This window comes from Arsenicibacter rosenii (genome assembly GCF_001870735.1).
In the GTDB taxonomy this organism is placed as follows: domain Bacteria; phylum Bacteroidota; class Bacteroidia; order Cytophagales; family Spirosomataceae; genus Arsenicibacter; species Arsenicibacter rosenii.
On record NZ_MORL01000002.1, the window covers coordinates 245,179 to 269,253 of the forward strand.

19 protein-coding genes are annotated in these 24,075 nt (G+C 50.6%); 8 read left to right on the plus strand and 11 right to left on the minus strand.

All coding sequences use genetic code 11. The features are described 5' to 3' along the window. Nucleotides 1-31: 31 nt before the first annotated feature. Nucleotides 32-205 (minus strand): hypothetical protein, encoded by a 174-nt coding sequence (locus BLX24_RS32595; RefSeq protein WP_177225780.1) that lies wholly within the window; start codon nucleotides 203-205, stop codon nucleotides 32-34. 388 nt (nucleotides 206-593) lie between these two features. Here BLX24_RS32595 and BLX24_RS04975 point away from each other — a divergent pair, with 388 nt between their 5' ends. Both BLX24_RS04975 and BLX24_RS04980 read left to right on the plus strand, forming a co-directional pair. After that, nucleotides 594-3,026 carry a TonB-dependent receptor gene (locus BLX24_RS04975; protein ID WP_071501986.1) on the plus strand — a complete coding sequence of 811 codons (2,433 nt, stop codon included), beginning with the start codon at nucleotides 594-596 and terminating at the stop codon, nucleotides 3,024-3,026. A gap of 11 nt (nucleotides 3,027-3,037) precedes the next feature. Continuing rightward, nucleotides 3,038-3,946, plus strand: coding sequence for a DUF4249 domain-containing protein (locus tag BLX24_RS04980; protein WP_083421807.1), 909 nt, complete (start codon nucleotides 3,038-3,040; stop codon nucleotides 3,944-3,946). A gap of 132 nt (nucleotides 3,947-4,078) precedes the next feature. Here BLX24_RS04980 and BLX24_RS33385 read toward each other — a convergent pair whose 3' ends face one another. Together BLX24_RS33385 and BLX24_RS04985 are read right to left on the minus strand one after the other, a co-directional pair. After that, complete coding sequence (locus tag BLX24_RS33385) at nucleotides 4,079-4,255, minus strand: hypothetical protein (RefSeq protein ID WP_218160680.1); 177 nt, start codon at nucleotides 4,253-4,255, stop codon at nucleotides 4,079-4,081. A 184-nt stretch (nucleotides 4,256-4,439) separates the two neighbouring features. Further along, on the minus strand, nucleotides 4,440-5,537 hold the full coding sequence (locus BLX24_RS04985) for a chorismate mutase (protein ID WP_071501988.1): 1,098 nt from the start codon (nucleotides 5,535-5,537) through the stop codon (nucleotides 4,440-4,442). 274 nt (nucleotides 5,538-5,811) lie between these two features. On the opposite strand from BLX24_RS04985, the gene BLX24_RS04990 reads away from it, so the two are divergent. Together BLX24_RS04990 and BLX24_RS04995 are read left to right on the plus strand one after the other, a co-directional pair. Continuing rightward, nucleotides 5,812-7,035, plus strand: a complete 1,224-nt coding sequence (locus tag BLX24_RS04990; RefSeq protein WP_071502314.1) for a proline dehydrogenase family protein — start codon at nucleotides 5,812-5,814, stop codon at nucleotides 7,033-7,035. A gap of 106 nt (nucleotides 7,036-7,141) precedes the next feature. Further along, a complete protein-coding gene (locus BLX24_RS04995) occupies nucleotides 7,142-7,969 on the plus strand; it encodes a lipoprotein signal peptidase (RefSeq protein WP_083421809.1) in 828 nt (275 codons plus the stop codon). Nucleotides 7,970-8,064: 95 nt separating this feature from the next. On the opposite strand, the gene BLX24_RS05000 is transcribed toward BLX24_RS04995, so the two are convergent. From BLX24_RS05000 to uppS, 5 genes are all read right to left on the minus strand, one after another. Further along, complete coding sequence (locus BLX24_RS05000; RefSeq protein ID WP_071501989.1) at nucleotides 8,065-9,657, minus strand: hypothetical protein; 1,593 nt, start codon at nucleotides 9,655-9,657, stop codon at nucleotides 8,065-8,067. Between the two features lie 221 nt (nucleotides 9,658-9,878). Next, nucleotides 9,879-10,523 (minus strand): OmpH/Skp family outer membrane protein, encoded by a 645-nt coding sequence (locus BLX24_RS05005; RefSeq protein WP_071501990.1) that lies wholly within the window; start codon nucleotides 10,521-10,523, stop codon nucleotides 9,879-9,881. A 19-nt stretch (nucleotides 10,524-10,542) separates the two neighbouring features. After that, the gene (locus tag BLX24_RS05010; RefSeq protein WP_071501991.1) at nucleotides 10,543-11,151 is read right to left on the minus strand and encodes an OmpH/Skp family outer membrane protein; all 609 of its coding nucleotides are present in this window, start codon (nucleotides 11,149-11,151) and stop codon (nucleotides 10,543-10,545) included. A 210-nt stretch (nucleotides 11,152-11,361) separates the two neighbouring features. Then, nucleotides 11,362-13,974, minus strand: coding sequence for an outer membrane protein assembly factor BamA (gene bamA / locus BLX24_RS05015; protein ID WP_071501992.1), 2,613 nt, complete (start codon nucleotides 13,972-13,974; stop codon nucleotides 11,362-11,364). A gap of 14 nt (nucleotides 13,975-13,988) precedes the next feature. Further along, nucleotides 13,989-14,726, minus strand: coding sequence for an undecaprenyl pyrophosphate synthase (uppS, locus tag BLX24_RS05020; protein WP_071501993.1), 738 nt, complete (start codon nucleotides 14,724-14,726; stop codon nucleotides 13,989-13,991). A 361-nt stretch (nucleotides 14,727-15,087) separates the two neighbouring features. On the opposite strand from uppS, the gene BLX24_RS05025 reads away from it, so the two are divergent. The 3 genes from BLX24_RS05025 to BLX24_RS05035 all read left to right on the plus strand — a co-directional run bounded on the left by BLX24_RS05025 (nucleotide 15,088) and on the right by BLX24_RS05035 (nucleotide 18,467). Further along, nucleotides 15,088-16,065: a fasciclin domain-containing protein gene (locus BLX24_RS05025; RefSeq protein ID WP_071501994.1), complete on the plus strand. Its 978-nt coding sequence runs from the start codon at nucleotides 15,088-15,090 to the stop codon at nucleotides 16,063-16,065. Between the two features lie 139 nt (nucleotides 16,066-16,204). Then, the gene (locus tag BLX24_RS05030) at nucleotides 16,205-17,074 is read left to right on the plus strand and encodes an FKBP-type peptidyl-prolyl cis-trans isomerase (RefSeq protein WP_071501995.1); all 870 of its coding nucleotides are present in this window, start codon (nucleotides 16,205-16,207) and stop codon (nucleotides 17,072-17,074) included. An 85-nt stretch (nucleotides 17,075-17,159) separates the two neighbouring features. Further along, entirely contained in the window at nucleotides 17,160-18,467 is a 1,308-nt protein-coding gene (locus BLX24_RS05035; protein WP_071501996.1) for a cryptochrome/photolyase family protein, read from the plus strand. A 36-nt stretch (nucleotides 18,468-18,503) separates the two neighbouring features. Here BLX24_RS05035 and BLX24_RS05040 read toward each other — a convergent pair whose 3' ends face one another. Further along, complete coding sequence (locus tag BLX24_RS05040; protein ID WP_229201704.1) at nucleotides 18,504-19,466, minus strand: lytic transglycosylase domain-containing protein; 963 nt, start codon at nucleotides 19,464-19,466, stop codon at nucleotides 18,504-18,506. A 357-nt stretch (nucleotides 19,467-19,823) separates the two neighbouring features. Beyond that, nucleotides 19,824-21,332 (minus strand): alpha,alpha-trehalase TreF, encoded by a 1,509-nt coding sequence (gene treF, locus BLX24_RS05045; protein WP_071501998.1) that lies wholly within the window; start codon nucleotides 21,330-21,332, stop codon nucleotides 19,824-19,826. Nucleotides 21,333-21,451: 119 nt separating this feature from the next. On the opposite strand from treF, the gene BLX24_RS05050 reads away from it, so the two are divergent. Next, a complete protein-coding gene (locus BLX24_RS05050) occupies nucleotides 21,452-22,720 on the plus strand; it encodes an MFS transporter (protein WP_071501999.1) in 1,269 nt (422 codons plus the stop codon). Nucleotides 22,721-22,813: 93 nt separating this feature from the next. Here BLX24_RS05050 and BLX24_RS05055 read toward each other — a convergent pair whose 3' ends face one another. Further along, nucleotides 22,814-24,049 carry a M16 family metallopeptidase gene (locus tag BLX24_RS05055; RefSeq protein WP_071502000.1) on the minus strand — a complete coding sequence of 412 codons (1,236 nt, stop codon included), beginning with the start codon at nucleotides 24,047-24,049 and terminating at the stop codon, nucleotides 22,814-22,816. Nucleotides 24,050-24,075: the final 26 nt, after the last annotated feature.

Below are 24,075 nucleotides of genomic sequence, written 5' to 3' on the forward strand. Positions count from 1 at the left end.
TCAGGGCCGGAGCAATCCGGCCCTGATCATTTCAGGACATCGTAGTATCGTTGGCATCTGCCAGTTCGACGCCGGCCCGCCCGCCACCCACAATCACGAAATTGAGTAAGGCCTGCCGCATGCCGGGGTCTTTGGTCATGCTAACCTGTTCGAACGACTGCAACAACTGACTCCGCAGGTTCAGGGCGTCAGTCATCTGTTTCAAAAGCATTCTGTTGAATCTGTCTGTTGCCGGCAGAGTTGGTTTTGGAACCGCTGGCAATCACCGGATAATCGTAAGGAAGGTCGCCGGTCAGTGTCTTAACCTGTTTGAGGGCGGTATCGACACCGGTCACCTTTACCCGCCGGACGTGAAAGTCGTCGCAGTCATCGAAAAGTTTCCGGAGTGGTTCGGCTGAGTCTTAACAAAGCTACTGAGTATGCGTACCTGGCGTTTATAGATATAACAAAAAAGGCGGCGGGTGGTGCAAAAAAAATGACTCAAAACGGATATGTTAGGATTACCATTCAATCAAGTCTGCGTCTTACTTCCAACCATTATGAGTCTAATTGGTTCATTGTGTTATTGTTTTGTTAACATATGAATACGTATCATGAAATTTATCTTTTTGTTCCTCATTCTGACCGGGTTGGTAAGTACATATGCCGGAGCACAACCTTCCGGCAGGAAACAGATAACCGTCAGCGGTTATGTGCGGGAGGCAGGAAGTCAGGAAGCTTTAATCGGCGTGAGTATCTATGCCTCCATGCCTGACGCCACCAACCGAATCGTTGGTACAACGACAAATACCTATGGCTTTTACTCGATTACACTGCCGGCGCAAGATACCGTCCGGCTTAATTTTTCGTTTGTGGGCTATGAAAACGAAAGCCGGGTTACCGGTCTGCGGCAGAGTCAGGTCGTAAACGTGCTTCTGAAACCAGGCAAAACGCTGTCTGAAGTATCGGTAAAGGCAAATCGGGATACCCGTGTGAGTGACCGTGCCCAGATGAGTCAGATAGACATACCCATTTCGCAGATCAAAAAAGTACCGACGCTACTGGGCGAAAAAGATGTGCTGAAGGTATTGCAACTGATGCCGGGTGTGCAGAAAGGCTCAGAGGGGCAAACCGGGATTTATGTGCGGGGGGGCGGTCCCGACCAGAACCTGATTATCCTCGACGATGCCATTGTGTATAATGCAAATCACCTGTTCGGGTTCTTTTCGGTCTTTAACGGGGATGCGCTCAAAAGTGTCGAACTGACTAAAGGCGGTTTTCCGGCGCGGTTTGGCGGCCGGCTGTCGTCGGTAATCGACCTCAACATGAAAGAAGGCAACAAAGAAAAACTACACGGCGAAGGCGGTATCGGCCTGATTTCGTCGCGGCTGACATTAGAAGGACCAATCAAACGGAAACGGGATTCTACTGCCCGGTCGTCTTTCCTGGTCTCTGCCCGCCGGACCTACCTTGATATTGTTGCGCGTCCGCTGATTCTGGCTTCGAACGGGGGCAGCCCGGCCGGTTATTATTTCTATGACTTTAATGCAAAGATAAACTATGATCTGGGTCCGAAGGATAAAGTTTATCTCAGCGGCTATTTCGGGCAGGACCGGTTTTATAGCCAGGACAAAACAACGAACACGAAAACAGATGTCAACCTGTTTTGGGGGAACAGTACCGGAACATTGCGCTGGAATCACCAGTTCAATGAGAAAGTATTTGCCAATACCTCGCTGATCTTCAGTAACTATGATTTTCAGATTGGGGTTGACGATGAATCAACCCAGGCAGACGGTCAGAAAAATACGTTCAATCTGCGTTATCGTTCCGGTATCCGGGATTTTGCCCTTAAACATGACCTCGATTATTACCCGAATCCGCAGCATTCAATGCGTTTTGGTGTAATAAGTACCTATCATCGCTTCACACCCAGTGCTTTTGTCCTTCAGGATTCCGAAGTGGGAGACAATCGGCAAGTCATAGACGCTATTAACGTGCTGGAGTCTGGTATTTATGCCGAGGATCTCTGGAAACCAACGGACCGCTGGCGCATCAATGCTGGTATGCGGTTAAGCCATTACTGGCACAAAAACGCCGGATACATACGGCCGGAACCGCGTTTGTCAGCAGCCTGGCGCCTGAATTCGTCACTCTCCCTGAAAGGCTCTTATGCACTGATGAACCAATACGTGCATTTGTTGTCAAATACGGGCGTTGGTTTGCCAACGGATTTGTGGGTACCTACAACCGACCGGGTAAAACCGCAGCAATCGCAGCAGGTTGCCTTTGGCGTTGCGAAGGATTTAGATAAAAGCTGGCTGGGTGATGGTATAAGCCTGACGGTAGAAGGCTATTACAAGACAATGAATAACATTCTGAGTTACCGCGAAGGGGCCAGTTTTATTGTAGTTGACCAACCCGGGTCTTCGTCAGAAACACCACGCTGGGAAGACAAGGTAACCAGTGGCAAAGGCTGGTCGTATGGGGCTGAAGTATTGTTGCAAAAGAAAGCCGGACGCTTTTCGGGCTGGCTAGGCTATACACTCTCCTGGACACAGTGGCAGTTCCCGGAACTGAACTCAGGAAAAACGTTTTTCCCGAGATATGATCGGCGACACGATATATCGGTTGTCGGGATTTATGAGCTAAACCCGCGGATAACGTTATCAGGTACATGGGTATACGGAACCGGCCAGGCACTGACTATACCCATCGGGCAATATAAGGCCATTGAAAACGGGCAGATTGGCTTTACGCCATCGTCGGGTATTACCAAACAGCTTGCCAGTATGTTGACCGTGAATGATTATGGTACCAAAAACGGTTTCCGGGCAGAACCTTATCATCGGTTTGATCTGGGTGTTCAGTTTCATAAGAAGAAAAAGCGATACGAACGGACCTGGGAAATCAGCGTTTACAACCTCTATAGCCGTCGTAATCCGTTTTATTATCGCTTGAAAACACAGTCGTCCGGCAGCACAGTCCTACAGCGGGTTTCGCTTTTTCCGATTGTGCCATCATTCAGTTATAACTTTACCTTTTAAGCTCCGTTATCATGCTCTTTTTTCGTCTTATCGGTGTATGCTGTAGCCTGCTTACCGGATTGGTCTTGATAAGCTGTGGTAGTATGGTCACCAATGTGCCGGATGCCAAAGTGCCTCAGTCGGTACAAAAGCCGGTCGTCGTTGGCTTTATTTCACCACAGGATAGCCTCCTTGCCGTAAGTATTCAGTTGACAGATGTCGTGATCGGAACGGCATCATCGGTTTCTAACGTTACAAATGCCGTTGTTACGATTTCCGAAAATAACCGGTTTGTTGCCTTACGTTACCTGGATAATTCGCAGGGTATCTATATCGCGCAGGCCCGGAACTTCCCGATTGAAGCCGGTAAAACCTACACCCTCAGGGTCACGATGCCTTCCGGACAAACATTGGCGGCATCGGCTAGCGTCCCTGCCGCCGTACCGATACAACAGGTTGTTTTTGATTCGGCACAGACAACCACTACTCAGACCGCTTCCTTGAGCATCAAATGGACTGATCCCGCAGGGCAACCGAATTACTATCGCATCAAAGGGGATCAGGTTTATTCGCTCACACAACCGACCGGTACCTATACGGCTACGATTGACCTGGCCTTCAGGAATGAAAACTTTCGCTATTTGTTGACTGATGCAAACCGGGATGGACAAACACTTACCTCGTCATCGGGTTATTACCAGCCATATACGGTAAACGGAACAGGAGGAGCGGTTTCCCGGCTGCCGGGAAACATTCTGACACTGCGGCTTCTTACTGTAGACAAAATGTACTATGATTACCACAGTGCTTTGCAGCAATTCAGTGATGCAAATGGTAATCCGTTTGCCGAACCTGTGTTGTTGCCTACTAACATAGCCGGTGGGGGGATCGGGTGTTTTGCCGCCTATAACCAGTCGTTGGCCCGGATTGTGCTGAAATAAACAGCTGCCATCCGTCCGGAGAGCTACGCCGGCCGGATGGGCGGACGGCACCATACCGGTAAGCTAAGGTCTAAGGATATGGTCGCCGGCAGCGAGTTCTTATAGGCGGCTGCTTTCCGGAAATTACCGGTTTTATGGTGGTAAAGGCCTAATGTCCCGGATCTGGTCATAGCCCGGGTGCGTCCGTATGGGCATCGCCACCGTTGTCGGGACGATATACTGGTTTGCCTGACTGACCGGGTCAAGGTGTAACAACGGGTTGGCAACATAGAACCGGCTGATAAAACAAGTAGCCTTTCCGATCGGCATACGGCGATTACTCTACAGAGGCCGTCACAGCAGCATCCGGTTTTGTGTCCGGCTTTTTGGTAAGGGTTTGTTTCCTGATACGGTAGTTTCTGCTCAACCTGTCAGCTACTTACGAAAAGGTATAATAAAAGCAATGGCACAACTGATACAGCTGTGCCATTGCTTTTATTGAACAGGTATTGATTTACGCTTCAGCGCTGTTCATTACCTCAGTTTGCTTACGGATCGACTCCATGTGAATGATCTTATAGATTTCTTCAACCAGTTCCGGATACAGACCAAATTTTTTCGCCTGTTCGGTGCGGGTTTTCAGAATCTCTTTCCAGCGGTCAGGCTGGAACAGGGTCACATTGTTGTCGCGTTTGTATTCAGCCAGTTTTTCGACCAGTGCCATACGGGCTGCCAGCATTTCAACCAGTTGACGGTCAGTATTGTCAATTTTCTGACGGAGTTGCTCCAGAGCGCCTTTAAATTCAAGGTTTTCTGACTGTACCGTACGGATGTGCAGGTGGTCGAGCATTTCGCCGAAAGCGGCAGGGGTCAGCTGCTGAGCAGCATCACTCCATGCTTTATCCGGGTCGATATGCGATTCCACGATCAGACCGTCGTAGTTCAGGTCCATGGCCATTTGCGCCAGTTCGTACAGATAAGCACGTTTGCCGGCCATGTGGCTTGGGTCACCGATCATTGGCAATTGCGGGAAGATCGACTTAAGTTCGATAGCCAGCTGCCACATCGGAATGTTGCGGTACTTGCTTGATTCGCCGGTTGAGAAACCACGGTGAATGGCGCCGAGTTTTGTGATGCCAGCTCCGGCGATACGTTCAAACGCACCTACCCAAAGAGCCAGATCCGGGTTAACCGGGTTTTTAATCAATACCGGAACGTCAACACCACGGAGGGCGTCAGCAATTTCCTGTACGTTAAACGGGTTAACCGTCGTACGTGCACCGATCCAGAGAATATCTACGCCATATTTCAGGGCTAATTCAATGTGCTCAGGGGTTGCAACTTCCACAGCAAACGGTAAGCCCGTTTCTGCTTTGGCGCGCTGAATCCACGGCAATGCCGCTTCGCCCATGCCTTCAAAACTGCCTGGACGCGTACGGGGTTTCCATACACCAGCCCGAATGACATGAACCGCGTTTTGTTGCGCCAACTGGCGTGCGGTTTCACAAAGTTGTTCTTCGGTCTCTGCGCTACAGGGACCTGCAATAATTAGAGGTTTGCCGTCGGTCTTGATCCACGATGCTAACGGCTCAACGGCTAAATCTGGCTTCATGACAGATAAAAACAAGTTATGTACTCAACTACCTTAACTAGGAACTTTCAATTTAAATTTTTGGTATATTTGCAAGCGAAACCACTGTGTTTCAAGTTGATTTCATCATTTGTATTGTACGATTATTAGTCTGTTGAAGTAGTAGCGTTTAGGTTGATTAACCGAATATACCGAAATTTCGTTTAACTTTCGGAGCTGTTTAAAAAACCGCTGTATTATTCATTGCTAATCGCTCCTTCAGCGGCACAAACGTATGTCGAACCGCAGTAATTCAATGCTAACGACTGTCCAAAGACTGGCTGACCCGAAACCGGGTGAGGCTAGTCCTGTCTCATTTGAGGACACTTCAATTGCTTTTTTGTCCCAGTCCGACTTTAAATTAAAGAAAACGTACTGGCTCTTTGCGTTGATGAATAAGGGATGGCTTGTAAAAGTAGGGACTTTTTTTATAAAAATCGCCCTGAAATTGCAGTTACCCATCAAAAAAATCATCAAGACTACGATTTTCGAACAGTTCTGCGGCGGGGAAACCATCCGCGACTGCGAAAAAACGATTCAAACGTTGCACAATGCCCATGTCGGAACCATTCTTGATTATTCGGTAGAAGGGGAGGACAACGAGAAAAGTTTCGATGAAACCGTGCTGGAAATCATCCGCACTATCGAACGGGCACATGATTCGGCTGATATTCCCTTCTCTGTTTTTAAGGTAACCGGCGTAGCCTCAACGGAATTGCTCGAAGCGGTGCAGTGTGGTGATCCTTTAACCGAGGAGCAGAAAGCGGCGTTTGAGCGGGTACGCCAGCGGGTAGATGCGCTCTGCCGCCGTGCTTATGAGAAGAACGTTAAGATTTTCGTCGATGCCGAAGAAAGCTGGATTCAGGATACCATCGATATGCTGGCGTATGAGATGATGGACCGGTATAACCACGAGCATCCGATCGTCTTTAATACGTTCCAGATGTATCGCTGGGAAATGTATGACAAGTTTGTAAAGGCAACGCAAAACGCCCGCTCACGGGGCTATGCATTGGGTGCAAAACTGGTGCGCGGTGCCTATCTGGAAAAAGAGCGTATCCGGGCACACGAAGGTGAGTATCAGGATCCGATTCATGCTACCAAGCAGGATACCGACCGCGATTATAACCGTGCGATTGACTTTGCCCTGGAAAACCGGGATGTTATTTCTATCTGTCTGGGTACACACAACGAGTATAGTTGTCAGTATACCATCCAGAAAATGAAAGACATGGGTATTGCCGGTAATGATCAGCACATCTGTTTCGCGCAGCTCCTGGGCATGAGTGATAATATCTCGTTCAATCTGGCGAATGCCGGTTATAATGTGGCGAAATATGTGCCCTATGGACCGGTAGAAGCGGTGATGCCTTATTTATTCCGTCGTGCGGAGGAAAATAAATCCATTGCCGGGCAGAGCAGCCGGGAGTATACACTTGTTAAAAAAGAGCTTTTCCGCCGGAAAGGTTGCCGGGTATAGTTTTTAATGCGCAGCAAACGCGCTGTGCCAGCCGCGAAAGCGGCTGCTTTTTTTTGATAGTGCAGTGACGCCGGCACATCGCCGCAGCAAGCTGCCAGGTACACATATGATCCAGAAAAGCCCCCTTAAGTATTTTCTTTTTGCCATTGCACTCATTGCCGTTGATCAGGCTGTTAAAATGGCCGTGCATCATTTCATGGCTCCCGGTTTTGCCGGACAGATCAAACTGGTCGGTGACTGGTTTAAACTGCATTATGTCCTGAATCCGGGCATGGCTTTTGGCATGCAGCTTAGCCACACTTATGGTAAACTGATCCTGAGTGTATTCCGGTTATTTGCCATGGCGGGCATTGGCTGGTATCTGGTATATCTGGCACAGCGTGGTGCGCCCGACGGCTTGTTATGGGCGATGGCAATGATTCTGGCGGGTGCGGTTGGTAACGTTATTGACAGTACGTTCTACGGTGTTTTATTGGGTAATGCGCCGTATGACGCCCCGACACCGTGGTTCCACGGGCAGGTAATCGATATGATCTTTATCGATGTCTGGGAAGGATTTATTCCGGAGTGGGTACCGGTCTGGGGCGGTCAGTATTATTCGACCCCGATCTTTAACATTGCGGATGCCTGTATCTTTATCGGTGTCTGTTTTATCCTGTTCTTCCAGCGCCGTTACTTCGGTGAGCATCCGGCCGAAGAGGAAACGCACCTGCCCAATGACGTGTTGCCGGATGCCAACGAAGCCGCTGTTGTACCAACTGAAGCGCTTACCGAAGAACCACAACCGGTAACCGACGTGGAGGATCAACAACCGGTAGCCGCTGAAGAAACGCCTGTGACGATGGCGGACGGGCAGTCGGATGTCATTGCGTCGCCGGATGCAACGGCCGATGATGCAGCCGTTTCTGCTCCTGAGCAAAAAGAAGAAAAATAGCGGGTTCCGGCGGCCTTAAAACGCTTCTGACCCAGTAAGCTTATAAACCAAAGCGCCCGTTTTCTCATGGAAAACGGGCGCTTTGGTTTATAAGCTTACTGGATTTCTTCCAGTGGCGTAAAGTCTTTGAACGTACGCTTGATGGCTTTGTCGGTAGCTTCTTTTTTGTTCTGCCAGTTGGCGTCGAGCTCAAGCGCTACCAGACCACTAAGGCTCATGGTGGCACGGAAATCGTCGAGCCGCTTCACGAAGTCATTGCCACGGCGCGAAGCCTTCAGCGCAAATTCACGGGCAAAAACATCGCCTTTGTTCTGGATTTCGGTTTTCTTGCCGAGCACATAGTTATACCGGTCAAGCAGATCTTTCATCGATTTCCCGATTACTTCCGTTGCTTCGAGCGTCCCCATGGTCAACACGGCTGTTCCGCCGACTGCCGATACGTAACGCATGTTTGTCTGAACGGTCTGGCTTTTGTTGTTAGCAATAATCGCCGGGGTGATCCCGCCGACCGCCCCGAGCGAAGCGTTGGCTACGGAGCGGTTCCGCTTGCCTTTTTTCGCCTTGCGATAGCTGCGCTTTAATTCTTCTTCCTTTTCACCAAGCTGCTCCACCAGGTTCCAGGCACTGACCAGCACCTGCCGGTATTGGGTATACAAGGCGCGGTCTTTGGCCTCTTCATTGATCGCATTCTGTACCGTGAAGGTGATCTTGCGCTCATCGCGGTTCTGGGCCTTATCGAGGGCATAGAACGTAATCTGCACCTGCAGTGTATCAAACGGATCTTTAACAAATTCGTAGCCCGGCGTCCAGATAAACTCATACTGGTTGTCGGTATTCTTGACCAGCGCGCTTTTCGGGACATTCTGGTTGTCGGCCAGGAAATCAAAGGCGGCAATATCGTCGTCGCCGTTCGGGTCAGAGAGGTAGAATTTCAGGTTTACCGATGCGTTCTCTTTCACCTTGTAGCGCTGCTCTTTAGGAACAACCGTAATGTCAGGTGGCAGATCCATCTGCGTTACTTCTACTTTCAGGCGGCCTTTGGTCCGGCTTTTTGCCGGTTGATCTTCTACCCAGAACTCGATGTAAATAAACTTCTCGCTTTTGAGTTTATTAAACTGATTCAGCGACAGAGTCCAGGTCATCTCGCCCTGCGAGCTCAGCTTACTGCCTTCCGGCATCTGATCGCTGATCGGGATAAAAACAATCGGATCATTGTCTTCATCCTTAACGGCCGAAGGATCCATTTTATAGACGTTCTGCGTACGGTAACGTACGTAAAACGGCGGTAGCTCACCAATAACCGGCGGACGGTTTACGTGGCGGACTTTCAGGTCAATACTTTGAGTGGCCGACTCGCCAAACTGGTTGTGTACTTCGAGAAGGAGCGGAATGGTTTTTACGGTCTGAATCCGGTCGGCAATGTCGTAGCCTGGTTTCCATGTAAAGTTGCCGGCCGAGTCGAGCAACATGCCATCCAGTTGTCCTTGGGCCAGCCGGAACGAAACCGAGTCGGCATTTGTGCCAACGGCCTTAAGCGAAAAGCGCAGTGTTTGTCCTTCCTGCACAACATTCCAGTCGGGCTGTTGCGGAAGAACAATACGTAGTGGTTTATTATCCTGGGCGAAACCGGTGAACGACACAAGCAGTGCCAGCACCAATCCGATTATAGGTTTTAATGGAATTATCATTAGAAACTATCAGAGGGGGTTCGTTTACGGAAACGCAAAAATACAACGAAGATTATTGCCGATGATACTTTTCTTAGTCAAAACGTTCTTACTGGTCAGTTTTATTGTATTTTTCAAGCATATAATAGCAAGTAAAAAGCCATTCATCTTATGATGAATGGCTTAACAGAAAGACTGTATGTTGTTTACTGAAATCCCGGCAAAAGGGACTAGCCAGTAAATTAGTTTTTCTTAGGGGCCGGAGCCGGCGTTTTTGCCGGAGGCGTAGCCGCACCGGTACCGGTTGCCGCAGGAGCTGGCTGAGGGGTTACCCCCATTTTCTTCAGCACCAGTTCAGTGATATTGTTATCTTCCGGAGCATACAACAACACGACAGCTGTACCCGCACCCGCGTCCAGGTTGAAGACGTATGTGTAGCCGTTTTCTTTAGCTACTGCATCAATATTCTTCTGGATTTTCTGGATAACCGGGTTTACCAGCTGCTGGTATTTGGCCTGCAGCTGCTGCTGAGCATTTTGCTCAAACTCCTGAATCCGTGTCTGCAAACCTTGCAGTTCTTTTTCACGATCAGCGCGGATTACGTCAGACATCTGAGCCGCACCTTTCTGATACGTTTCGAATTTTGTCTGAAGTTCAGTATTCAGGCGCTTCAGTTCATTGGCGGCCTGCTGCTGCTGAATTGTTAACTGGTTCTGGATATCCTTGCTTTCCGGTACTTGCTGCAACAGGTAATCCATGCTTGTATAACCCAGTTTCAACGGACCAGCTGCTGACGTCGTTGGTGCTGCTGTTTGGGCTTGTGCCTGAGCGCTGACACCGCCCAACAGAAGGGCAGCTACAAACGCCATGACGAGACTTTTCTTCATCGGGAACTTTGTTTGTACGTTATTTTGGTTTTGCGGTTGTTTGCGTGGCCGGACCATCCGGAGTCTGCTGGCCTCCTGCCGGAGCCTTTTTGTTTGCTTTACTATCGGCATCTAACCCCAGCTCTTCCATGACATAGTCGGTGTAATCGTGCCGTGGGTTGGTATACAACATAACAAAGTCGCTGGCTTTATCGAACATAAAATCAATCCGTTTCTGGGCGGATACCTTATCGATAGCCCGCTGAACGATTTCCATAGGCGCTTTAATCAGTTCTTTCTTTTTCTGATAAAGCATTCCCTCGTAGCCAAATACTTTGTTGTTGTATTCGCGTGCTTCCCTTTCCTTATCGGCGATGACACGCTGGCGTTCCCGCTTCATGTCATCGGTCAGCAGAATTTCTTCTGCCTGATAAGCCCGTTGCAGCTTCTCAATCTCGGTTTGCTTGTCCAGAATATCTTTCGACCACCGGTCGGCAAACTTATCGATTTCCGAAAGAGCCTTCTGATACTCCGGCATTTTACTGAAAATAAACTCTGTATCCACATAGCCTATTTTCTGTGTCTGCGCAAAAGTGTCGTATGTGCCCAAAAAGAAACACAAAATTACGAAAAAGAGTCCTTTATTCATGCGCTTGATCTTGAAATTTTTGCAGGTCGTGGTTTAGTAACAAATTGATTGTCAATCCAGAATTAGTTTCTTTATGTGTTAGATCGCCAATCGGGAAGGAGGTTTAATGCGTGGTTTAACTATAAGAAGACAAATAGCTGGATACGTCAGATAAATACGTAACGGGCCATTTGCCTTCTTATAATACAAAACGAATGGTTGTTTAATTTCTTATCGGAACTGTTGACCGATGGTAAAGTGGAACTGCCCGGTATTCGCTTTCTGAACGCCTGGCAGCGCATCGAAGCCCCACCCGTAGTCAATACCGATCAGACCAAAGGCCGGCATGAAAATACGGGCGCCGGCACCGGCTGAACGCTTGATATCAAATGGGTTAAACTGTTTGTAGCTCCCCCAGTTGTTACCCCCTTCAACGAAGCCCAGCACAAAGATGGTTGCCGATGGGTTCAGTGAAACCGGATAGCGTAATTCCATCACGTACTTGTTATATACGACCCCACCCTGGCTTGCCTGGTTGGCATCAACCGTCCGGTTGTTGTCGGCGGTATATACACGGCGATCCGGATAGCCACGCAGACCGATGATGTCCTGCGCCAGTGCAAAAACACCCTGACCGGCCAGCCCTGAACCACCTAACACGAAGCGTTCGAATGGTCCGATTTCGGTGCGTTTATTATAGCTTCCCAGGAAGCCCATGTGGGCGCGGGCACTTAAGACCAGCTTCCCGACGACGGTCTGATACCAGGTTGCGTCGAACATCCATTTGTGGTATTCTACAAACTTGAACCGGTCTTCGGATGACGGCTTGTAATCGGCCGGACGGAAGACCGAATACGGTGGCGTAAACGAGCCGCTTACCGAGAATGTAGAGCCCGAACGCGGGAACTGCGGGTTATCGACACTGTTCCGGGCCAGCGTGGTGTTGAACGTAAAGTTGTTCGACCGGCCGTTGCGGTAACCGTTATAGAACAGGTCAATATTGTTGAGGTTATACCGCTGATAAGTCAGGGAGTGGTTCAGCGTAAAGAAGTCATCCGGCTTTTTCAGCTGACGGCCTAACCCGATCGTAATCGCCGTGTTATCGTAGGCACCAACGGCGGTGGCACCCCGTGCGCCCCGCGTATAGAAATCCAGACCATACTGCCGGTATACCGTATGGCTCATGCTTACCGATAACGCATTAGGCTTGCGGCCACCCAGCCATGGTTCCACAAAAGACAAGGTATACGTCTGGAATTGCTTTCCGTTGGCCTGGAAACGCAGCGATACCCGCTGACCGTCGCCCGATGGCAGTGGCCGCCATGAGCTCAGATTACCGATGTTTTTCGCCGAGAAGTTGTTGAAGGTCAGCCCCAGGGTACCGACGAAACCGATGAAGCCACCCCAGCCGCCGGAAAGCTCAATCTGGTCAGATGGCTTTTCTTCAACTGTATATTCAATGTCTACCGTACCGTCTGGCTGCGGAATCGGCTGGATACCGATTTTTTCAGGATCGAAATAACCCAGCGTCGCTAATTCGCGCTGCGTCCGGATCAGGTTTGTTTTTGAGAACTTCTGACCTGGCAGCGTCCGGATCTGACGCATGACCACGTGATCGCTCGTTTTCGAGTTGCCGTTCAGGATAATGCGGTTGATCGTTGCCTGCTTTCCTTCGAAAATCCGGATTTCAAGGTCGATAGAGTCCCCCTCGATGGTCCGCTCAATGGGCGAAGCGCTGTAATACAGGTAACCATCATCCATATATAATGAACTCAGATCCTGACCGGGGTTACCGTTCAGTTTTTTCTCCAGCTCTTCTGTATTATAAACATCCCCTTTGCGTACACCCAGCACCTCACGCAGACGTGTATCCGGATAGAGGTAGTTGCCTTCGAAGTCGATGTTACGGATGTAATACTTGCGGCCTTCGTTCAGGTTCAGCACCAGATCAATGGTTTTACTGCCGTTGTTGATCACCGAATCTTTTTCGATGACCGCATCGCGGTAGCCCAGTTTGTTATAGTACTCAATGAGTTTCTGCTTGTCTTCTTCGTATTTTTTCGGAACGAATTTCGACGGGGAGAACACCCGGCCGAAACGCATCTGTTTGGTACTCTTCATTTTCAGACGCACCTTCGACTCATCGAGTTCAGAGCGTCCGACAAACTGAATGTTGTGAATTTTGACTTTAGGCCCTTTGTCAATCTGCACACGCATGGTTGCGTTGTTGCGGCTGCTATCGGGAATTGTTGTAATTTTTACCTTGGTATTGAGGAAGCCTTTTTCAACGAAAAACTTCCGCACCGACATCTGGGTGTTTTTTACCACCGTTGTCGTGATGATTTTACCAATGTTCAGTTTCACCTTATCCTTCAGTGATTCCTGTTCGCCTTTGCGGATACCGACAAAGTTAACCCTGAACAGACGAGGCCGTTCTTTAACAGCAAAATTGAGGGCTATTTTACCATCCTGCACGTTGGTCGCAAACAGTTCAACTTCCTCGAGAAGGCCGGAGTCCATCAGTTTCCGGATGGCAGAGCCCTGCGCTTCACCCGGAATCCGGATTTTGTCGCCTACTTTCAGGCCCGACAGCGAGACCAGGGAGTTAGGATCCAGAAAGCGGGTTCCTGTTACGGTAAGACCACCGATTTCGTAATCTTTCGGATCAGCATAGTTGGTCAGTTCGTTTGTAGGGGTAGGGGCAGCTGCCCGCGGCGCGGCACCGACACCTACCCTGACCTGGGCAAAAGAGGCTATTGGCAACAAACCAATGGCTAAAACGCTAACGCTGAGCCAGTTTTTGAGGTTAAGCACGATGTAATTGTATGTTAAAAGCTTTGTCATCCAGTCTTTAACCGTTATTTCACCAACTGCTCACTGGTTTTACCGAAGCGCCGCTCGCGGCCCTGGTAGGTGAGAATGGCTTCATAGAGGTGTTCCCGGCGGAAATCGGGCCAAAGCACGTCGGGCATATAAAATTCGGAATAGGCCAGTTGCCACAGCAAAAAGTTGCTGATACGCATCTCGCCGCTCGTCCGGATCATCAGTTCAGGATCAGGCATGTCGCGTGTGCACAGGTGCCGGCTGAAAACCTCCTCCGTAATCTGGTCCGGCTGCAGTGTTCCGGCTGCTACCTCAGCCGCAAGCTGCCGGGTCGCTTCCAGAATTTCCCAGCGGCCGCTGTAACTCAGAGCCAGTACCAGCGTCAGGCCGGTATTGCCCTTCGTGGCGTCGATGGCTTCCTGCAGTTCACGCTGACAATCCCTGGGGAGGCTGGCTGTATGGCCAATGGTCGCCAGGCGCACATTGTTATCCATCAGTGTTTTCAGCTCTCCGCCAATCGTATGCACCAGCAGTTGCATCAGCGCGTCGACCTCGAATTTCGGGCGATTCCAGTTTTCGGTCGAGAAGGCATACAGGGTCAGGTACTGAACGCCGAGTTCAGCGCACCCTTCTGTAACTTCCCGGACAGCCTTAATGGCATTACGGTGGCCGAATACCCGTGCTGCACCCTGTCGCTTGGCCCAGCGTCCGTTTCCGTCCATGATAACGGCAATGTGCTTAGGCAGATTGCGCGGGTCGATGTGTTCCTTCATGCAGAAACCCGTCTTTTAAGTTTTTTTAACGCAGGGACAATAATTTCAGACCTTACACGTGGACTATTTTAGTGAAGGGATAATGCCGTAAGAATAAATCCCCGGCCTGATCACCCTTAAAAGAGTCTTCATTGTGTTGATCTGTCAGTACCCAGCTGAAAATGAGTTGGCAAATTTACGGAAATGTAGGGGGAATAAAAATAGACTAACCGAATAGGGAATGGCATCTATCTACGTTAGAAGTATTAAGTTTTAGTAATAGTTTTGCTGATTATTCAGTATCATTGGTGCTGATTTGCATATTGGGCACGTTCTGGTCCCATAACACATAGTCACCTGGTTGAAAAACACACGATTATTTATGCGCATTGCTCGTAATCCGTTCGTAAAAGCCCTTGCCGTAGGGGTGCTGGTTAGTGGTATTCTTTTTGGTTGTAAGAAAGACGGCGAAACCGGAGGGGGAGGAACTGCCCAGCCTAAGACCGCGGCTGATGTTGTTAAAGAAGACGCTAACTACAGCATTTTTCAGGCGGCACTGACCCGCGCTAACCTGACCGATGCGCTGAAAGCGACCAACCTGACCGTTTTCCTGCCCAATAACGCAGCCTTCCAGGCCTCGGGTTTTGCCGACGCGGCCGCTATCTCGGCCTTGCCGGTGGCTACGGCCGAAAGTATTGTCAATTATCATGTCCTGAACGGAAAAGTTGCCGTTGCTGATATTCCGGGCGGAACAAATGTGTCGGTGCAAACCAAAGGCGGACAGTCGGCTTATATTACAAAAACAACAAGTGGTACGGTAGCGACAGTAAGCATAAACGGGGCAAAAGTGGTAACACCGGATGTGCAGTCGGCTAATGGCATTCTGCATGTCATCGACCGGGTGCTGGTTCCGCCAACAACAACTATGCTTGATGCCGCCAAAGCTGACCCCGCCAATTTCTCGCTGGTAGTGGCGGCGATAAACCGTGCATCAACTGTCAATCCGACATTGACCTTATTGCTCAGCAGCAGTACCTCCGCACCCGTAACGGTTTTCCTGCCGGATAATGCTGCCATGACGGCGGCAGGATTGACCGCAGCTGCAATCAACAGCCTGTCACCAACGGCTCTGTCGGCGCTGATGTCCTATCATACTACCAACTCACTGCTGTTTTCCAGCCAGCTGGCTGCCGGTCAGCTGCTTATGTTTAGCGGCGGTAAGGTGACCGTAACTGCCTCAGCAACAGGAACGGCTACGCTGAAAGGCACCAAAAATACAACAGCAGTCAACATTAAGCGGGCAAACTGGCTGACCACAAACGGTATTATTCATGTCATTGATCAGGTGTTGCAGCAATAAGGCTGATACCTGACCAACAGACTTATTGCGATGGCCGGAGCACTGCTCCGGCCATTTTTATGTAGTTGGCCATGCATTTTCCAACCTTTTTGCAACGCTGTGGGTCATCAATGCGTAATTTTGTAAAAAAACGCGCGTAATGAAGAGTTCCTTTTTAATGCTGGCCAGTGGCATGCTCATGCTCCTTGGCCTGAACGCATGTAATCTGAATCAGGTAGATTCATCTCAGGCTGTATACGACGAAGATCTGAAAGAGATCGACGCCTATGCAACTACCCAAAAATTAAATGGCAAACAGACCGCCTCAGGGCTATACTTCGTAATCACAAAAAGTGTTCCATCCAGCAAGAAACCGTCGTTAGGCGAAGAGGTGATGTTTACCTACAAACTGTCGCTGCTGAACGGTACCGTTGTTGACAGCACAGCGAAACCGGCCTTTTATCCATTTGGGCTGGGTGCTTTACTGCCGGGCCTGGAAGAAGGGTTGTCACTGATGGGCGAGGGAGAAACGGCTATTCTCCTGCTGCCATCTGCGTTGGCCTATGGTACGCAGGGTAATTCGAAAGTACCGGCTAACTCGGTGATTCGGTTTGATGTGCAATTGATCCGCTCCCGCACCGAAGATCAGCAAATCGACGACTATATCGTCGAAAAAGGCTATAAGCTGACAAATAAATCAACGACAGGTCTTCGGATTATAAAGACGCTGGAAAATCCGACAGGAGCTGCATTAGCAACGAATCAGACGGTAACGGTGAAGTATGCCGGCCGTACATTCCGCGGATCAAGTGATTTCGATGCCGGAACATTGTCTATGATTCTCGGCCTCCGTCAGGTTGTCTCCGGGTTTGAAGAAGGTGTGGGTCAGCTTCGGGTAGGGGAGAAGGCAACGATCATATTCCCGTCGTCGCTGGGCTATGGTTCACAGGGTCGTGCGAACAACGGAGTCTATGTAATTCCGCCGTATGCACCGCTCGTCTTTGACATTGAAATCGTTTCTGCGAAATAGGCAGATCGCTAAAACAATACAATAGTGGTATGGTTTAAAGAGTTTGAGCCACAGCCTCAATGCTGGGTGATCAAACTCTTTTTTTATGTCCGAACCTGTATCTGTTGTCTGGCTTCGCCGGGATTTACGCTTACACGACAATGCGGCACTCTACCATGCACTTACATCTGGCCGCAAGGTTATCGTTCTCTTTATTTTTGACCGCCTTATTCTGAATCAGCTCGACGACCGGGCCGATCAGCGTGTCGAATACATTCACACTGAAATACTGGATCTTCATGCACAGTTACGCCGGCTTGGTTCTTCGATGGTTGTCCGGTACGGTGAACCGATACTGGTCTGGCAGCAGCTGTTGAGCGAGTTTCCGGTGGAGGAAGTATTTGCCAACCGCGATTATGAGGTCTATGCAAAAGAGCGTGACCAGGCCGTCAGCGGGTTACTGGCCGAACATGGCATTGCCTTTCAGGCATACAAGGATCAGGCTATTTTTGATCATGATGAAATTCTGACGGGTAGCAATACACCATACACCGTTTTCACGCCTTACAGCCGTAAGTGGCTGGACAAACTCAATACATTTTATCTGAAATCATACCCGACCGAACGTTATTTCGACGCTTTTCTGCCGCTGGATGAGCAACCGGTGATCGGCCTGGAGGCGATGGATTTTAAACCTGCCCAAAAGCCATTTCCGGGGAAAACAGTTAGCGACAGTCTACTGAAACACTACCAGCAAACCCGCGATTTCCCGGCACAGAAAGGCACATCGGAACTGAGCCTGCACCTCCGGTTCGGAACTATCAGTATCCGGGAACTGGCCCGACAGGCACAGGCTGCCAGTGCCACCTATCTCAACGAGTTGTGCTGGCGCGACTTTTATTTTCAGGTCTTGCACCACTTCCCGCACGTTGAGCGAGAATCGTTCCGCCGGGAATATGATGCCATACCGTGGCGGAATAATGAGGCTGAGTTTGAGAAATGGTGTAACGGGCAGACGGGCTATCCGCTGGTTGATGCCGGCATGCGGCAACTAAACGAAAGCGGCTGGATGCACAATCGTGTCCGGATGGTCGTCGCCAGCTTTTTGTGTAAACACCTGTTGATAGACTGGCGGTGGGGCGAGGCATATTTCGCTAAAAAGCTTCGGGATTATGACTTGTCGGCCAACAACGGCGGCTGGCAATGGGCAGCCGGAACCGGTACGGATGCGGCTCCTTACTTCCGCGTGTTTAACCCCACAGAACAGGCAAAAAAGTTTGACCCGAAAGGCGAATACATCCGGCGGTGGGTACCCGAGTACAACAGCCTTGGGTATGTCAGGCCCATTGTCGATCATGCCATGGCCCGGCAACGCGCCATTGATACATACCGGACAACACTCAAGGGAGAATAAAAAAAGAGGGGACTGCCAGGCAGCCCCCTCTTGTCATTACACCCATTCCCATTGGTGAACAGGCCGTAAGGTAAGTCCCCGGCGCCAGCGCAGGAAGCGTGGCCGGCGGAAACGAAGTACAACCAGGCCAAGCAGCTTTTTGATAGGCAGGCTGGACTTCGATGCCGCTAAATCGCTGTCATCGTCGTCGCCTCCTAAGGCACTTGCCAGCCAGCGCTCTACCGCTGATGGTTCGCCCCATAAAGCTGTGTTAACCCGCGGGCCCCATGTGCGGCTCGAAAACAGGTCTGCTTCCTGGCGTTTCTCTGCATCCATTGCTTCGTCTCTCGATTTCTTGTCGAGGGTGGCAGCGGCCAGCCAGCGTGGCAACGGACGAGTCAGGAAATTAATGGTCCGTTGCGATAAGAGCAGCCGATACTGATTCGGATTGGATAACAGCTCTTTATACGCCAGGACACGGAATAAATACTGGTTGGTTTCACGGTGCAGCCGCAGCCGGTAGTAGTTTTTATGCTGTTGGCTGCTGATCCGTTTCTGGACGTGGGTCAGCCCGCTGTTGTAGGCGGCAGCTACCAGGGTCCAGGAACCAAGCTCACGATGAAGGTCAAGCAGATATTTACAAACAGCAACTGTTGCTTTCTGCAGATTATACCGTTCATCTACGTTTCGGGAGACCTTCAGCCCCAGGGCTCGTGCAGTACCCGGCATTAGCTGCCAGTATCCGGAAGCACCTTTTGGGGATACACAATCATTGACAAGCTCACTCTCGGCCAATGGCAGATAGCGGAAATCGCGGGGAATACCATATTCCTCCAGGATTGGGTCAATGATCGGGAAGAAAACAGCAGAGCGTTTTCTCAGGTCATACAAACATTCCTCCTGCTTACTAAAGGATTGCAGGGTTGTCATCCAGCGGCGGCTTACGCCTGGTTGGCCGACTGGTACTTCTTCACCACAAAAGAACACCGGAAACACTCGATGGAGTGTGTCAACGTTCATCAATGAAGGAGAGTTCAATCCATGATGACCGACTAAAACTTGATTAGTGTCGGCCTTGATCATGGCTGGCATTGCAACCGATTTCGTGATTGCCATGACCAGTGATAGTCCTATTTGTTTAATCAAAGCGTCAGGTATTTGTTGTGGTTTAATCTGACAATAAAGCCCGTCGTTTCGAACGGGCTTACAATTCAGAAAAACGAAATTACCTGATAATCTGGTATGTTCAAAATTTAAGATCTAAGAATTATCCAATGGTCCGGCCATCTAAATAGGAGGTTTTCCTGCTTTTGGCCAAAATAAACAAAAATAAACAAACGCCGGATTCCTGTTATTTTACAGAAAAACGAACTTCGCTTAGAAGATTGTATGGCGCAAAAAATCGAGATAAATGCTGTTACTCCACCCGAATCCGTCCTGCGTCGGATACTCGCCGCCGCCTGCATGAACCCCTTCGTCGACCACATTGTATTTCTCCATCATCTTGCCGGTTTCCCGGAAAACACGGTCGTTTACCGCTAGCCAGCGGCGCTGAATCGTGCGGGCTGTGTGGCGGAAACCATACCGTGACAGAGCCTGAACCGTCAGCCATTGCAACGGAGCCCAGCCATTAGGCGCATCCCATTGCTGCCCCGTGGCTGCCAGTGTAGTAACGACACCACCCGGATGTAAAAAGTTTTGCAAAATGTGCTGGTGGACCAAACCGGCCTGATCGGCGGAGGCCAAACCAAAGAATAACGGGAATACGCCGGCCAGCGATAAAACCGGTGTTGGTTGACCGGTCGCCAGGTTAACGTCCATGAAAAACTGCTGCTGTTCGTCCCAGCACCAGGCCAGAATGGCTGTCCGGCGGCTGGCGGCTTTCTCCTGATACCATCCCGACTTTGTCAGATCTCCCGCCTGTTGACTGGCTTCAGACAATGCCTGTTCGAGGTGCCAGAGCAGGCAGTTCAGGTCGACAGGCAGGATGTCGGTGGTCGCGATAGTGGCCATCGACTGCCCGTCGGTAAACCACCGGCTGCTGAAATCCCAGCCGGATTCTGCCGCTGCCCGGATGTGGCGATAAATCGTTTCGGGGAGCTGCCCGGCGGTGTGGGCCAGTTCAATGTCTTCCGGATATGATTCCGGCCGCGGGGTTGGTGAGTCATCGTAGTAGCGGTTCAGGAGGCTGCCGTCGGGCATACGCACAACGCGGCGATAGGCCGGTGCTGCTGCTGTAAGCCGGTGGTTGCCGTTCATCCAGAAAGCATATTCGCGTTCGAGCTGGTGGTGGTAGCGCAGGAAGGCATCCGGTACCCACTGGCTCAGTAACCGGACCATGAGTGAGAAAAACGGCGGCTGCGACCGGCTCAGGTAATAGCTGCGGTTACCGTTCGGGATGAAACCGTAGCGATCAATGAGGTTGCCGAAATTGGCGATCATGCTCTCAATAAGCATGTGCTTGCCGGATTGCAGCAGGCCTAGCATGGTAAAATAGCTGTCCCAGTAATAAATCTCCCGAAAGCGCCCGCCCGGTACCACGTAGGGGTAGGGCAGAGGCAGCAGTGAGCCGGTGGCTTCGGTCTGATCGGCTGGCCGGGTCAGGACATTCCACAGGTTGTCAATGTGTTGTTCGGTCGGGATGGTGGCGTCGCTGTGCCAGGTGGTCTGCGGTGTATGCGGTAATGCAAAGTGTGCCTGCACAAATGCTTCCAGACAGAAGCCGGGCAGGTCTTTTTCCTGCAAATAAGCAGCGTAAATAACAGCCGGGTCCTGAAGCGGCAGACTGTCGGCAAAGGTTTTTGAGTCGGGGAAAATCCGGCGCATCTGCACCGCGTCAAACAGGCTCCCGAGCTGTTCGGCGGGAGAAAGTACTGTGGCACTCATGAAAGACAAGTTATCAGGAAGTTACGGTCTGATTCTGTCTCAAAAATACACACTTTCTGATTTGAAAAAATCAGGGGAGGCGTTATGTTTACGACCCCAAACGTAACTCCTTAACCTATATGTCGAACTGGCGCATCAAACTGTCGCTTATCCTCAATTATTTTGTTTTTGCCATTCTCCTGAACAGCGTCGGTACGGTCATCCTGCAAGTCCAGAATAACTACGGCATTACCGCCTCGCAAGCCAGTATTCTGGAAGCATTCAAAGACCTCAGCATTGCCACTGCCTCGTTTCTGGTAGCCTCTTTTCTCACCCGGATCGGCTACAAACGGTCGATGATGCTGAGTCTGTCACTAGTCTTTATCGCCTGTCTGGCCATGCCGCAACTGCCGTCGTTCTGGATGACTAAACTCTTATTTGCGGTCACCGGCGTTAGTTTTGCCTTGATCAAGGTGTCTGTATTTGCCACCATTGGCCTGGTTACCGACGACCAGAAAGACCATGTCAGCTTCATGAACTTTCTGGAGTCGTTTTTTATGATCGGCGTTCTGTCGGGTTATTTCCTTTTCAGTTCGTTTATTGATGACAATCACCCGGAGTCGCGGGCGTGGCTGAACGTGTACTACCTGCTGGCAGGGATTACGCTGGCGGCGTTGCTGCTGCTCCTGTCGACGCCGATCGACGAGTCGGGCGTTATCCATGAGGCCGGCAAGAGCCTGACCGATGACCTGTCGGATATGCTGAAGCTGGCTGTGCGGCCGCTGGTGATGGTGTTTGTGATGAGTGCTTTTGTGTATGTCTTGCTGGAGCAGGGCATTATGTCGTGGCTGCCTACGTTCAACAGCCGGATTCTGCACCTGCCCACCTCGCTGAGCATTCAGATGGCCAGTATTCTGGCGGCGTCAACGGCATTCGGCCGTTTTGTGGCGGGAATTATCCTGCGCCGGATGTCGTGGTTTACGCTCCTGTCGGTGTGTCTCATTATTGCGGCAGGCCTGGTACTGGTGGCACTGCCACTGGCGGCAACGGCTCATCAAAGCGATGGCGCAGCCATTACCGGCTGGAGTACCGCTCCGCTGGCCGCGTTTGTTTTTCCGCTGATCGGGTTGTTTCTCGCCCCGATCTATCCGGCCATCAACTCGGTCATTTTAAGTAACCTGCCGGTCCGGCAGCATGGGCCGATGTCTGGTCTGATTGTGGTGTTTTCAGCCCTGGGGGGCACCACGGGATCCATCCTGGTGGGCCATGTTTTTGATGCATATGGCGGGCAAACCGCGTTTTATTTTTCGCTCCTGCCATTGACCGGCCTGCTGGTCATTCTGTTTGCCTTTAACCGGATGCAGCCCGCGCGGACAACGCCGCTGGAGCCGGTATCGGCCATGCACTGACCTTTGTAGGGAATTGAGCGAATTCGTGAATGTGCGATTGCGTGAATAAGCCACTGAAATACCGGCTGATAAGGCGGTAAAAATGCGTCCGGATTAATCTTCCGGTACGAAAGTCAGAAAGCTGAACTGCTTTTCGTCGAACATCTCCTGCGCAATTTCCTGTAAGTGCCGGGGCTCAACCGCGCGGATTTCGTTAAAAATATCTTCCAGCGACTCGACGCGGTCAATATCCAGAATGCTTTTGGCCATCATCAGCATGAAGCTCTGATTGCCTTCTTCGGCCATTGCCAGCTGACCCATCAGCTGTTCTTTGGTCTGGTGCATCTGGTTGGCTGTGAGTGACTTGGTGCACAGTAATTGCATTTCCTTCTGAATGAGGCTATAGGCGCGGTCAACCTTTTTGGGGTCGGTGCCAAAATAAATGCCCAGGAAGCCCGTATCCAGAAATGGCGTGAAGCTGGCGTCGATGGAGTAAACCAGCCCCTGCCTTTCGCGCAGGTTCATGTTCAGCCGTGAGTTCATGCCCGGCCCGCCCAGCAGGTTGATGAGCATAAAAAACGGCAGCCGCTTCGGATCGGTCAGCGAAAAGGCGGGCCGTCCCAGCGCACACTGGGCCTGGGTAATCGGGCGTTTAACCACCTGCCGCACGGCTTCGTAGCTGGCTGGCGGTTTCCGGATGCGGTTGGTGGTGCTTCGCGGAATATCCGCCAGGTATTTTTCGGCGATCCGTACTACTTTTTTAAACGGATAATTGCTTACCGACGAAAAAACAATGCGGTCGGTATCGAGGTTTTCGGCGATAAATTCCTGCAGGTTTTCGCGGGTAAACGATTGAACGGTCTCGGTCGTCCCGAGAATATTACTGCCCAGCGGGTGATTCTGAAAAACCAGCTGGTCAAAATCGTCCTGTAAAGCGTCTTCCGGCGAATCATAATACATCGCCATTTCTTCCAGCACCACGTTCCGTTCGCGTTCGATCTGCTTCTCGGGAAAAATGGAGTGAAAGGCGATATCGGCCAGCAGTTCGGTGGCCTTCTCGAAATGAATCCCCAGCAGCGAGGCATGAAAGCATACCTTTTCCTTGGTCGTGTAGGCGTTCAGTTCGCCTCCGACGTTTTCCAGACGGTTAAGGATGTGATAAGATTTGCGTTTCTTTGTGCCTTTAAAGGCCATGTGTTCCCAGAAATGGGCAAGACCCTGCTGGTGTGGTTTCTCGTCCCGGCTGCCAATGTCGAGCATGATGCCGCAGTGCGCAATCTGGGTATGAGGTATTTGTTTATGTACAATACGGATGCCGTTGGGCAACGTAAATAGTTCGTAATCTTCCATTCTGTTAAATAGGAGTACAAAGGTAG

Bases quoted from the DNA above. Each gene is read 5' to 3' on its own strand.
- BLX24_RS05025 (WP_071501994.1), top strand. From the start codon at position 15,088: ATGCGCATTGCTCGTAATCCGTTCGTAAAAGCCCTTGCCGTAGGGGTG.
- BLX24_RS05040 (WP_229201704.1), bottom strand. From the start codon at position 19,466: ATGAACGTTGACACACTCCATCGAGTGTTTCCGGTGTTCTTTTGTGGT.
- BLX24_RS33385 (WP_218160680.1), bottom strand. From the start codon at position 4,255: ATGCCGATCGGAAAGGCTACTTGTTTTATCAGCCGGTTCTATGTTGCC.
- BLX24_RS05000 (WP_071501989.1), bottom strand. From the start codon at position 9,657: ATGATAATTCCATTAAAACCTATAATCGGATTGGTGCTGGCACTGCTT.
- BLX24_RS05050 (WP_071501999.1), top strand. From the start codon at position 21,452: ATGTCGAACTGGCGCATCAAACTGTCGCTTATCCTCAATTATTTTGTT.
- uppS (WP_071501993.1), bottom strand. From the start codon at position 14,726: ATGAAGGAACACATCGACCCGCGCAATCTGCCTAAGCACATTGCCGTT.
- bamA (WP_071501992.1), bottom strand. From the start codon at position 13,974: ATGACAAAGCTTTTAACATACAATTACATCGTGCTTAACCTCAAAAAC.
- BLX24_RS04985 (WP_071501988.1), bottom strand. From the start codon at position 5,537: ATGAAGCCAGATTTAGCCGTTGAGCCGTTAGCATCGTGGATCAAGACC.
- treF (WP_071501998.1), bottom strand. From the start codon at position 21,332: ATGAGTGCCACAGTACTTTCTCCCGCCGAACAGCTCGGGAGCCTGTTT.
- BLX24_RS05005 (WP_071501990.1), bottom strand. From the start codon at position 10,523: ATGAAGAAAAGTCTCGTCATGGCGTTTGTAGCTGCCCTTCTGTTGGGC.
- BLX24_RS05035 (WP_071501996.1), top strand. From the start codon at position 17,160: ATGTCCGAACCTGTATCTGTTGTCTGGCTTCGCCGGGATTTACGCTTA.
- BLX24_RS05055 (WP_071502000.1), bottom strand. From the start codon at position 24,049: ATGGAAGATTACGAACTATTTACGTTGCCCAACGGCATCCGTATTGTA.
- BLX24_RS04980 (WP_083421807.1), top strand. From the start codon at position 3,038: ATGCTCTTTTTTCGTCTTATCGGTGTATGCTGTAGCCTGCTTACCGGA.
- BLX24_RS04975 (WP_071501986.1), top strand. From the start codon at position 594: ATGAAATTTATCTTTTTGTTCCTCATTCTGACCGGGTTGGTAAGTACA.
- BLX24_RS05030 (WP_071501995.1), top strand. From the start codon at position 16,205: ATGAAGAGTTCCTTTTTAATGCTGGCCAGTGGCATGCTCATGCTCCTT.
- BLX24_RS04995 (WP_083421809.1), top strand. From the start codon at position 7,142: ATGATCCAGAAAAGCCCCCTTAAGTATTTTCTTTTTGCCATTGCACTC.
- BLX24_RS05010 (WP_071501991.1), bottom strand. From the start codon at position 11,151: ATGAATAAAGGACTCTTTTTCGTAATTTTGTGTTTCTTTTTGGGCACA.
- BLX24_RS04990 (WP_071502314.1), top strand. From the start codon at position 5,812: ATGCTAACGACTGTCCAAAGACTGGCTGACCCGAAACCGGGTGAGGCT.